Annotated in this window: 6 protein-coding genes; 1 reads left to right on the forward strand and 5 read right to left on the reverse strand. The window is 30.9% G+C overall.

Annotated elements, in window-relative coordinates; translation table 11 throughout:
- Positions 1–2: 2 nt before the first annotated feature.
- Genes drmB through ACJJVT_RS13160 form a run of 5 tightly spaced genes read right to left on the reverse strand, consistent with a single transcriptional unit; the run spans position 3 to position 11,612 of the window.
- Entirely contained in the window at positions 3–1,991 is a 1,989-nt protein-coding gene (drmB, locus tag ACJJVT_RS13140; protein ID WP_405399289.1) for a DrmB family protein, read from the reverse strand.
- Positions 1,984–5,637 (reverse strand): helicase-related protein, encoded by a 3,654-nt coding sequence (locus ACJJVT_RS13145; protein WP_405399290.1) that lies wholly within the window; start codon positions 5,635–5,637, stop codon positions 1,984–1,986. Before ACJJVT_RS13145 ends, drmB begins: the two co-directional genes overlap by 8 nt.
- Positions 5,627–7,372: an NERD domain-containing protein gene (locus ACJJVT_RS13150; RefSeq protein WP_405399292.1), complete on the reverse strand. Its 1,746-nt coding sequence runs from the start codon at positions 7,370–7,372 to the stop codon at positions 5,627–5,629. Before ACJJVT_RS13150 ends, ACJJVT_RS13145 begins: the two co-directional genes overlap by 11 nt.
- A complete protein-coding gene (locus ACJJVT_RS13155; RefSeq protein WP_405399293.1) occupies positions 7,366–10,008 on the reverse strand; it encodes a hypothetical protein in 2,643 nt (880 codons plus the stop codon). The genes ACJJVT_RS13150 and ACJJVT_RS13155 overlap by 7 nt, the downstream gene beginning before the upstream one ends.
- A gap of 41 nt (positions 10,009–10,049) precedes the next feature.
- Positions 10,050–11,612 (reverse strand): DNA cytosine methyltransferase, encoded by a 1,563-nt coding sequence (locus tag ACJJVT_RS13160; protein WP_405399295.1) that lies wholly within the window; start codon positions 11,610–11,612, stop codon positions 10,050–10,052.
- Between the two features lie 652 nt (positions 11,613–12,264).
- On the opposite strand from ACJJVT_RS13160, the gene ACJJVT_RS13165 reads away from it, so the two are divergent.
- A complete protein-coding gene (locus ACJJVT_RS13165; RefSeq protein WP_405399297.1) occupies positions 12,265–12,567 on the forward strand; it encodes a helix-turn-helix domain-containing protein in 303 nt (100 codons plus the stop codon).

Here is a 12,567-nt window from a genome sequence, read left to right on the forward strand (position 1 = left end):
CTTTAGCTAAAAAATCCTATATCCTTATCATCCAAGCTTCCGACCATACTAGTCCTATCCAATAATGTATTAAACTCTTCACAACTAGTTTCTGGAACTATACAACAATTATGGCATGCAGAACCATTAACATTATCAGGTCCTTGTCCACTTACACGCCCAATATCAGAGCAAACAGGGTCCGCTGAACACCAATCCGCATCTGCAATTGAGTTACTAACCAATGCTTCCAAATTCTTAGACTTTCCCTGTCGCACTAAGCCACCTAAAGAACCCTCAGAATCACTCGAGGAGGTATATATAAGAATTCCATTCATCCTTGATTCCGGATTATCACTAAAATACAATCGCTCCCTCAAAGATGAAGATCCATAACCACAATCAAAACATAACCTTTTTATCAATTGGTGTGCAAAGGTATGCATGGTAACAAAAAAAGGATTAACATTTTTAGGATCATCTTGAGGTCTACGCCTCTGCATTGAAGAATCGTAACGATCCAATAAACCTTTAAAATGGTGTCTATTTTTATTTAGCCAAGCATCCACCGCACTATCCTTAAACTTTAAAAAAATACCTTCTCCATAAACTTCTATTGCAGGAAGCCAATTGACCGGCTTATTGGACAATTCACTCTTATCTAATCTATTACTAGGATTAATGCGTGAAAATCCTGTAAAAACTCTAGTTTCTTTTAATTTTTCAATTAATACTACACAATCAAAATATTTTTCTAAAATTTCTTGACCAACATAATTTTCGAAATTTTCTACTACAGCCTTAAAATCTGAATTCTCGGAATTTCTTCCACTTAAAATATATTCATACTCTTCAAATCTCAATTTTAATTCAGGAGATAAATCACCATAATCTTTATCTATATCCTCAATTACTAATTCTTTTAACACTCCTTCAAGAAGAGCCTCTTTTGTAATGAATGAATTTCTAACTACCGAATGGGTACCTAAAATTGCCGGAAGGATGACGGACCCACCGTCCTGCTCATAAAAGCTTCTTAATTCATCAATCCCAAGTTGATCAATAACCGCTAAAACATGTTGATCCGCATCTTTTGAAGCTTTAGGTAAATAAATTGCAGATTGTATGTCTGAAAAATGAACATTTGAGCCACCACGAATTAATACTTGCAAATGACGACCACATGACGGAACTTCATTAACCCCCTCAAGACCCAGCCAAGGCTTATGTCCCTTGCAGTATTGTCCTGAAGGATTATCATTATTCGGATTAGATTGTTCAAAACTCCTTCCCTCACCTTTTTCAAAGCCAATTCTTGCTAAAGCGCTATCAAATATTTCCTCACCTTCCTTACGTATGTTCATCAATCCACCTAATGTCTTAGTACAACATCTTTCTTGTTCTCTAGTTTTATGATTTATTTTTGTGCAATTTATACGTATGCTTCCTAAATCTCCTGAACCACCCCCTGTGTGATAAGATAATTTATGCTCGTATTCATCATTTGGTATAGAACCATTATGAACCCACTCTTCAAAAGGCACATCTTGAATATGTCCGAGAGGACAAGCAGCCACAAATCTAACAGGAATCATTTTCGATTTATATTTACTTTTTCCATCCCAACAATCAATACATTCGATAACTTGATTCGCTTGACCTAATGGCACTTCCCTCATTCTTCCACATCTACTATTGGTACAATAATGCCATGCAGGAAAACGCACTACTGGAATTGTAAGATGATTATTCTTGGCACCTGAAGTTTTATATTCAAATGGTTTCATGAAATAATCAACTTCTAATAATTTCTCTAATCTTTTTTCATTAAAACGTAATTCACTTTCATTAATACTGTCTGTTCCCCTATTAACTTTAGCTTCAGTTATTTTATCATCCCATAAACTTAAGCCACAGACCATAACGGATAATTCCTTCGGAAAATTAACGATTTGACCAACCCCAAAAGGTGAAAGTAATTGACTACTTCTTACATTATTACTTTTACTCATTATCTTCATTTTTTAGATTGATACTTAATACAGATTCAGTATCTACTCCTCGCATAGATGTCGCTGTAGCAAATGGAGTATTTCTACCTATTACATCTTCTCTTACTTCCGAACTGCTAGAATACATTAAAGGATAATATCCTTCTTTTTTTAAAATATAATAATTAGCTGCATCACCATATTTTTCAGCCCCTCCTACTTTCCAAGAGTCAATTCTCTTTTTTAGCAACTTTTCAGTGTTAGCTACTTCTTCAGGATTTACATTAATACATCTTTGCTTTATTAAATTTTGAATAATTGGAGCTAATTGACCAAACTCTTCTGAAATAATAGGATGGCTTACCAGAGTTCCTGCAGAGAAATGTCTCATAAGACCGATAAAGACTGCGTGTAAACCTTTTTGTCTAGCATTTATAGAAAATGGAGTTACTGATGTGGGCTCAACATTTGCATAAATACGACTATGAAATCCCTGAAATTGCTCATATTGGGATTTGTCCCGTGGTTTTGATGGACTATAAAGCGTAAATATCATTCCGGGTCCAAAAGGTACATTTCTCCCTACCCTAGAACTAGCTTGTATATATTCAGCTGTAGTTTTAGGTTGACCATGAATAAACATTAGCCCCAGCCTAGAAACATCAACACCTGTTGCAACCATATTTGTTGCCAAACAAATATCTAAAGCAGAAGTTTTATCGGAGCTAAACTTAGTTTCCAATTTTTTAAGCGTAGCAGGTATTTCAGCAGAACTTATCCTACTCGTTAGTTCTTCAATCCTATTCAGATATCTTTTTTGTTTATTTCCAATTAAATCACGATTTTGTATTTGCCCAAGACGCTCTTTAATATCCCCATAAACCAAAGAAGAGGCTCCTCCTAATTCTCTAATACTATTAAAATAACCTAATAACGTCCAATAATAATCTATTGAGTTTACCCCAGTTACTAATGAGAGTTCTTTAATCTTCTGTAATACGGTAGCATAAGTTCTTACAATTGATGTTTGAGCCGATGGGTAACCTGATGCCAAAATACCAATGTATTTCCTGCCAGGGTATATTTGATTGCCCTCCTCATCTAATTCATTTAAGCTTTTTTCTTCTGAAAACCATGTATCCCCAAATTCTAATCCTTGAGCAGGAAAAATACTAAGTTGTTCTTCATTATTTATACCATAAAGATTTTTCACTTGTTCGTAAGCCCTACTTATAGTTGCAGAAGATGCAATAATTTTTGGAGGCACAAATTTAATCTCATCATTAGTGATAAACGGAGGCACATTATTTTTATAATTATTACAAAGAGTTTGTACCATTGTTTCATAAAGCCCGACCATAGTACCTAGAGGTCCAGCAATAAGATGCAGTTCATCTTGAATAATTAATTCGGGTGGGCAAATACGATACATGTTCTTTGCATCACTTTTTCTAAAGCCAAATAAATTTCCAGCTTCTTCTTTCCAAGGTATCATTGCAAATTTATCAACAGTACCTAATAATAAAGTTGGTGGATTATTATAAATTACTTCATCTATGACTTGGAGTGGCAAGGGTATTTCCGAATACTCACAATACTTATTTTCACATTGAAAATATACTTTACCTTTATTACCATCCTCTTTATGAATTCCTTTAATTTTTGGAACTTTGTCAAAACTTGATATATTTTCAACTTTTCCTATTTGCGCTCCGCAGCAAGGACACTTCATTACCACAAAATTATAATCTTCTCTAGAATCTCTTTTTAGCTTTTTTAATTTTGCTATTGCTGCATCATTTTTGTTAGGAGTAGAAGAACTCCCTACCCATAAACCAATTGAAATCGGCTCTTCTCCCAATTCACCACGTAAAAAATTATTTTCACGATTTTTAATATTCTCCAATCGGATCAAATCACATGCACAAATTAAAGATGCAGCTCTTTCATATTGTTGAGTAGTCAACAATCTTAAAGTATATCTCATTAAAACTGCCGTTCCACTATAGTAATCCCAATTTGATTTAACTTTTCCTTTAATCCTCCTGAAAAAAATATTAAATGCAGTTAGTCCTAGGTATGCCTCAGTTTTACCTCCGCCCGTAGGAAACCAAATTAAGTCAACAATTCCTCTTTCTTTAGAACCAGAATTTACAACACTCTCAATATTCATTAAAACAAATGCTAACTGAAATGGTCGCCACTTTCCGTTGTACTTTCCTTCATGAAATTCTTTTAATGATTCAAAGCTATTGGTCCTTTCTTTTTCATCTATAAAATCTAAAAATAGCTTTTGATCATATCCAGTACCTGATTTATACCATTTTCGGATTTTCACTTTTGACCTTTGTTGCTGCCAAACCATTGCGCGATTCATCCACCTGAAACATTTAATTAAATCAGAATCAAAATCAGATTGTAACAAAAGGTCAATTCCTTTAGTTATTCGTGATAAAGAAACTTTGCATTTTTCAACATTTGACTGAGCAGCTTCTCTGTAATCATCAAACTCTGGAGTATACGTTAGTCCATCAATTTTATTTATCCAATTCTCGTATTCATTTTTTAATAATATGAGACTTTCTTTTCCCTTATCCCAGTCTCCTAAATCAGAAAGTTCAAACATACTTAAACTAACATGAGAAGTAGGTGCAATCTGAGGCAAATCATGAACCGGTATTACAGATGTTTTAATTTTTTCAACACTCTCGTAATCCGAATCTTCACTATGTCTTAATTCCCATGTTACCGAAGTTCCATGACCTATAGAAAATATTCGCTTTTTTCTATATAACAAGTTTAAAACTTTATCTTCATCCGTATCAGAGGCTAAGTGTTTTTCCTTATAAGGCGCAATTAAATTTGGATTTTCCGCAAATAAAATAAGTTGATTTTGAAAAAGTATTTTATTACTATTTAAAGCATCATCAGTACTTGAATAAGAAGCATTTATTAAAACAAAAGTAAATGTTAATAAGTTACTTTCTTTATCCTCTTTAGTTGTCCTATTAAATACTCTTAATTTAAGCCAATCTTGATTAGAACTGTCTTTTTTCAAGATAACATTATAAGAATTAGTTTCACTATTAAATAGCTTATTAATACTTAGCTCAATTTCCTCTGGCAAAATAGGTCGTCTAATCCAATATTCCGACTCATAGGTGTTTCCCTTACTATTTTTTAAGTCGACAACATTTCCCTCCTTGTCGATATGTTTTTTGGCTTTTAACCCAGCTCCTTTCTCATAAAATGCAGAACATATTTTTAACTTTATCTTATCGTTATTTTCTTGGCTTCTAAAACGAACTGTAAAACCCATTGCTGAGGGAAGGTATTGATTTGCCATACCAACGGGCTCTTCATCTTGTTCCTGTCCTGAAATAGAACTAATTCTTTTGTTTTTTTCTAACTCTCTATGACTTTCAACGCCGTTTTCTTCTTCATTTTCTGATGAAATTTCAGAATCGTCTTCAACTGAATCGACCTCTCCTGAATTGAGTGACTGCTGAGGGTAAAGCATTCCAGCTCCATATCTAGATTTTGGAGATCCATGAACAGATCTTAATAAGATTTCCTCATTAGTCTCCTCGTCTAAATAAAAAGGATTATTACTAGGCCCAACAATTTCCCTAAAAACCGAATCAATAATTTCTTCTCTAATGTTCATCTTTCTTGGTTTTTGGATAATTCAATTCAATTAATTTACTAATAGACTCTTTCAAATCTCTATCTAAGACAAAATATAATTCTTGTCTTGCTCTAGAAATCCCTACATACAATAATCTTTGCATTTGACTTGAAGATACTTCATCAAAATCATATAGAATTATAATGGTGTTTTCCATCCCTTTATAGCCTTGAATTGTACTAGACTTTAGTCCTTTTCGCATTAAATCTAAAATAGGCTGATATCCTGCTAGGATAGATTTTTCAATTTTTTTAGGTGATAGTAGACTTACCCTATTTAAAGGAATCTCCCTACTTTCTATTTCTAAAAGGATTTCTAAAATAATTTTTGGTTGATTAATTTTAGAAGGATACTTGCTAATAACATTAGACCCATCAATGTTCACGGTACTAAATTGAGGTAAATTGATTCCCGTCAACAATGTATTTTGAGAAGCAATGCGTTTTGTATTTCTACAATTAATCTTTAAAGGAGGAAATCTAGTAAATGTTGTAGTTGCAGTTAATAATTCAAATATTTTTTCTGGATCATTAATATAAATTGCCTGATTAGAGAAGTCACCAAACAGAACCCAATTACCATTTTTAAAACCTCCTTTTAGAATTAAATTGAAAACCTCTATGTAATAAGGAGATAACAAATCTTGTGATTCATCAATTATTAAAATATCAAGTTTATCGTCCTCTGGCAACTCTTCATTGTTAATTAAAAAATCAATTGGTAAATCTTCAAAATAATAGTTCTGTATCTTATCTGGATCATAATGTGAGTTGGATTTTGAATTTTGCATCATAAAACTATGAAGGGTACCGGCATATTTAATAAATTCCTTTCCCTTACTTATGTTTTCGACAGATTCTTTAAGTTTTAGTCCTAACTGACCATTAAAACAAAACAATCCCACTTTTTTCTTCTCAAGGCATTTACGCTTAGTAATTTCCAAAGCCATTAAAGTTTTACCCGTTCCCGCAGTACCTTCTATTAAACATCTAGGATTATAATTGATAAAATCAAGAAGGTTAAATTGCTCATGAGTATATTTTTCAATTTTAACTTCGTTATCATTAATTTTATTTATCTCTGAATAACTTATCTCAAAATCACCTCGTAATAAATCAACCATTATTTCACAATCCTTCTTGGTTGGTCTGGATTTGTGAATATCATACCAATATTTTTTGGAATGCTCTTTATGTGAACCCTTGCTCAACGTTTTAATGTAGGATCCAATTGGCAAATTCAGACCTTGTTTTGTTAATATTTGCCAAGAGTGACCTTCTGGACCAAAATCAATAAACTCCGCCATGCTCGTAAATGCCACACCGGTACCCCATAAAAATCTTTCAAAACGACTATTAATCTCTTTTTTATGTTGAAGCTTTTTTAAAACATATTTTCTGAGCGAATTCATTGTTGCACTCTGTTGAGCGAATGGTCCTGTTTTTTTACATTCAGTTACACCATACCTATTTGTAAAACACCAATTACCATTTTTCCTAGAAATACCACCATGTTTTACTTCGATACAAAAAAAACCTTCATTTGGCACTAAAACTAAAAAATCAATTTCTCCTGAAATATTCTTCAAATGATGATTAGTAAAAACCGAATGCAATATGTACATTGAGTTAGTGGAACCATCATTTTGAAATCGTTTATAGAGTATCTGTTCTCCAAATGAATTAAATTCAGTGATGTTATCTGGGATTAGCATAAAATTTTTCTTGTATTTTGATAATCAATTTCAATATTCGCATCATCAATTGAGGTAATTGTTCTCGATTGTATCACTATATCAACACCTTTCACGGAAATAGTTAAATCAGACTCACTAACAGTTTTTGATGATAAAGATTCTTTTATCAAATTCTTAATTTGAGAACTTAAGCCAATGGTATACGAGACAACTTGTTGATATGAAATTTCTAACTCTTTAAGTTTATTATCTATTTCTTTTTCCCCACTAGCTAGAAGAATAATTCTAAGATTCTCACTTTCGGGTTTTAAAAATTCATCATCAAACAACCAATTTCTAAGATTTAATTTAGTAGGATTACCTTCTACTAAACTATTTTCATGCTTAATTTTCTCTAAATAGAGTTTTAGCTTATTAACGTCCCAATTACATTTTACATAAATTTCTTCTAATCTAGATTTCCAATACTCTAACTTTTCAAAATGTCTAATTATACTGTTATTAGATTTAGCTAAATTTCGCATTGTATGTCTATCTTTCACGTATTTAAAAATTTTATCATTTATACTTAATTCATTTGAACTTCTTTTTGAAATACGTAAAATTCCATTTTGTCTTTCAGTCTGAGCTAATATTCTACTCCCATTTGGCAAGAACATAAATGAACCATCTTTGAAATTTATAATTGAACATTTAACAGAATAGGTATTAACACTATTTTCATCCGACCCATAACCAATATATTTAAAAGAATGAAGAAATTCCAAAGTATTTTCTTCTTCATTATCCTGTTGAAAATCCGATACTAATTCCTTATTTATCCTAAGATACTTATCTATTTCTTCTTTAAAATCTGATTTAGATTTTAACAAAAACTCCTCTCGCATTGGAATCAGGCTAGTAATATTATCAGTAAAATAACTCCCTATAATTCTTCGATTTAGATAAGAATAAGTTAAAGCTCCCTCATTTGGCCAACATAATATTTTGATATCAGGCACAAAATCAACACAACAGGCATTATGTAAAAACTTACCAGAATATTCCAAATACGGATAACCACTAAAAATAACTTTATTTGTTTGCAGTAATTTGTTATTCATCTTTTTAAAGCCAGTAGGTATAAAAGCTCGAAAACCTAAATGATTAGGAAGAACTTGGGTGAAAATTAAATCATCAGATATAATATCTTTTGAATTGTAATTTATATCACGGCATAAAAGAATTGCTTTTTCGATATCCGACCTGACATTTTCAGGAAGGTGATTTTTTACATTATCAAATATTTTAGAAAAACTGTTGACCAATATTACTATACCTCTATCTTGATTGGAAGAATTTTTTATAGCATAAAGAATTGGATACAAAATATCATAAAATGCTTTTTGTAAAATCTCAAAATCATTTAGATTTTTAATATGTTTTAAAAGCTTAGGAGTTAAAGTATCTAGTTCGTTTCCTTCTGAAATATTTATTGTAATAGATTGTCTCGAGAATCGAAGACATTTATCCCACAGTTTCTGATCTATATAGTTAGAATCTGAATTAAGCTCACTTAAAGCATTGATTTTATTTTGATTCCAGTTAATACGATAATAGTCAGGAAATTTTTTGAAAATCTGGCTATATAGTTCAATATTTGAATTATATCTAACATCTCTACTAGAGATAAATATTACCGGTATTTTACTATCTAGGAAGCCTTTTATAGTATTTGGGCACACATTAATCTGAGTTATATCATTGATAATTACCGCCCTTAAATTGGAAGGAAGAACTTCACTAACACCAGGATATTTAAATCTTAAAAAATCTATTTGCTCTGGGAGCTCAACTTCATAGTTAGTAAAGAAATTTTCAATTTTATTATCCAAATCCTCAGAAATCCCTGATGAATTATTAATTTCTTTAGCAATTACTTTTAATTCTTCTTTTGCACTTTCAATACGAATTACTTCGTAAAATTTATTTATAAAATTTTTAAATTCATTAAATCCTTTTAAATTTTCTTCCTCAAAAACACCTTTAAAAGACTCTAAATCAGGTTTAATTATTAAATTTTTATTCTCAGGATAAATTTTTGATAATGGTTCATCGTAAATTTTAAATTCATTCAATAACCTATGAATCTTTTTAACATTCCCTCTTCCTGCAATTAATAATACTTTTGAATTAAGACTGTTTTGATTTATTGTTTCTGCATAATTTGGTACAAGAATTTTAGAAATCGGATTTCTATTCTCCTTTAATTTTCCATAATTAATAGAAAACCTACTCTTTTTACTCAAAGGTCTTTGACTATTAATTATATTTAAATGTTTTTGAAGTTTTTTATTCAAGGGGATATTTCCTTGATCTTTAAATTTCAAAAATACTTTCTCATTACTAATCCTCTCAATAATAGCTATACAATTAAAAATTTTTACACGATCACCAAGTTTAAATTTAGTTTCCTGAGAATCACTATTTACATAATCTTCAAAGTAATAATTATTTAAAATAGAAAGTGAAGTCCATAAGGATGCACTCTGTTTTTCAGGAAAACAAAAAAATAAAGGATTTGACAAACAACTACCATCCCTAATTTTCTTGCTATATTCTAGACTAATTCCAGCACTTAGCTCCATTACTGGACTAAATGAATAATCACCCATACGCAGAAAATTGCGCTTATTAACATATTCTAACAGTTTTCTCACTTATTTATGATATTAAAAACAATATTAGAAATTTGATATGCCAAATAAGGTGGAACAGCATTTCCAACCTGATGGTATTGTGCAGTTCTACTTCCTCTAAATAAATAATTATCCGGAAAAGTTTGAATTCGAGCAGCCTCTCTTACTGTTAATGATCTACACTGTGATGCATCATAATGAATAAAATAGTGACCATCTTTAGATATATGACTAGTAATCGTAGTAGCTGGTTTATCAGGAATTTGAACTCTAAATCGATCAGTAAACTTGCCTGAATCTACATTGGCATGATCTGGCAATAAATCTTGACTATGTCCAGCATAATCTTTAAGCCTTGGAAATCTATTGTATTTTTCAACATATAGGCTAGCAAATAAATAACGAATTAAATCTTGGGTTAAGTGTGAACGGGACTCATGATTAGTAATACCATTTAAATTCTTATCAAGATACCAATTCTTTAATGCATGATTATTTGAAATCAAATTATTCGCCTTTATAAATTCCGCGCCTCTTCCTAATTTAATGTTCTTTGGACCAGTTGAAAGGTCATTAAGTTCTATTTCCCCCCAATCTTTAATTTGATTAAGGTTAGTTGACATTTCATTTAACCAATTGTTGGTTGAATCGACAACTTTAACATAGTCCCTTTTTGGTTTACCTTTTTTATTTAATTCAAATTCATTGTATCCAATAAATTTTCGATTTAACCCGCTTCTTATAGCGGGTAAATTATCAATTACCGACTTGAGTGTGATTTCTTTTTTTTCCTTTAAAAATTCTCCTAAATGTTTATAATCCTTTCTAATCCCAAGAACGATTACCCTATGACGCATTTGGGGCACTCCATATTTTTCAGACTTAATTAGAAAATCTGAATCTTTTTCTACAGGCTTTACAAGAGAATGTATCGTGTATTTACCCCCAACTTTGAGATCACGCTTCATCCAATCAAAAACCTTTTCACCCTCCACATTTGCAGATAAAAGACCTTGTACATTTTCCATAACAAATACTGCTGGAGAATGTTTATTTATTATTCTCAAATATTCTTGATATAAATAAACACGAGTATCTTCTTTATTGATACCTCCAACTCTTGATCTTCCAACATTAGAATAAGCTTGACAAGGAGGCCCTCCAATTAAAACCCAATCCTTATTTCCTTTAAGTTGATTACGAATCAGGTCATCTACTAAATTTGACGGCCATTTTTTAGACCCAAGTTCTATAAGTCGAGCTTCTTCTCTAGCCACCTTACCTTCCGGGAAATCATTAAGTAATTTCTCAATGAGCAGTTCTCTTTTTTTTAAATCTGATTCTTTTAAAGCCACATAATAGTCAATAGGTACCACTTTATTATTTTTCACAAACTGCCGATAAAAACTTCTAAAACAAAGTGTTTTATGAGCATTTTCATCTTTTTCGATGGATAATTTTATATCAAAAATAGATTTACCTTGATTATCCTTTAAAGACATAAATCCTTCACCTAAGCCTCCTGGACCTGCAAATAAATCAATTACCGGGATGAATTTATTAGAGAGGTTTTTAATCATAATTATTATGAACTAATTTTTGTGTATTTTAAAAGTAAAAAACACACTTTTAAAACCACATGTTTTTGTAATATATTGTCTAATATGCAAATTATTTATTCCCAATACTTGGTATATTTTTCTTTTAAATTTTCTAGACAAAAATCTTTTTTTGTAACTATTTCTTACTTAATTAGATAGGGTTATAAAATCATCATCAGTAAAATTAACCTTATAAACCTTGTTATTATTACGGATTCCCGTAATTCAATTTATTAAAATTTTAAAAAAAGATCAAATATCTTTTTAAAGTTATAGATGACTAGAAGTACTAACCATTTAATTGTTTATTCGTTTAGCCATATCTATTAGAGCAAAATCATACTACATAAAATGCAAAAACCTATTTAGTAAATAGTAATTTTTATATTCTGATTATATTCAAAACACTTCGGAAATTTTATAATAATAACTAATGATAGTTCAGAGTTAATTTCTAAAAATGGCATCATTTAAAAGTCTGATATATAAATGTTAAGAACATTAATATCTTCTCAATAATTTTCAAAACTTTTATCAGTTTCCCCCAATCCCCCAACCTCATTGAGTTGGGTTTTAATTACTCTAGATAGATTGAACCTTTGTAAAGTATAACACTAAATAAAGTTCAATTATGTCAAACTCTATTCTATTTGGTTTCAATAAAAAAGATTTGGAACGTACCGTTCGCTTAGTAATCGATGAAGTTCGTAAAACAGAAATTATTGAAAGCAATTCTAACTTACCCAAAGAAGACCGCCTCAGCCAAAAAGAAGCTGCCCAGTTTCTAGGTATTTCTGTAACCTCACTTATAGCCTGGAAGAAAAAAGGACATGTGCCTTATTTTCAAATAGGCAGATCTATCTTCTTTTCTAAAAGTGAACTACTTGCTTTGGCAAGAAAGAACAACAGTTTAGTTAAGTCTGCAAGAAAATAG

Origin of the sequence: Maribacter sp. Asnod2-G09, assembly GCF_045063795.1 — a bacterium.
Lineage (GTDB): Bacteria > Bacteroidota > Bacteroidia > Flavobacteriales > Flavobacteriaceae > Maribacter.

What these genes read in the sequence shown, in the direction of transcription:
- ACJJVT_RS13160 (WP_405399295.1), bottom strand. Translation starts at nt 11,612, where the DNA reads ATGATTAAAAACCTCTCTAATAAATTCATCCCGGTAATTGATTTATTT.
- ACJJVT_RS13150 (WP_405399292.1), bottom strand. Translation starts at nt 7,372, where the DNA reads ATGCTAATCCCAGATAACATCACTGAATTTAATTCATTTGGAGAACAG.
- ACJJVT_RS13145 (WP_405399290.1), bottom strand. Translation starts at nt 5,637, where the DNA reads ATGAACATTAGAGAAGAAATTATTGATTCGGTTTTTAGGGAAATTGTT.
- ACJJVT_RS13155 (WP_405399293.1), bottom strand. Translation starts at nt 10,008, where the DNA reads ATGGGTGATTATTCATTTAGTCCAGTAATGGAGCTAAGTGCTGGAATT.
- ACJJVT_RS13165 (WP_405399297.1), top strand. Translation starts at nt 12,265, where the DNA reads ATGTCAAACTCTATTCTATTTGGTTTCAATAAAAAAGATTTGGAACGT.
- drmB (WP_405399289.1), bottom strand. Translation starts at nt 1,991, where the DNA reads ATGAGTAAAAGTAATAATGTAAGAAGTAGTCAATTACTTTCACCTTTT.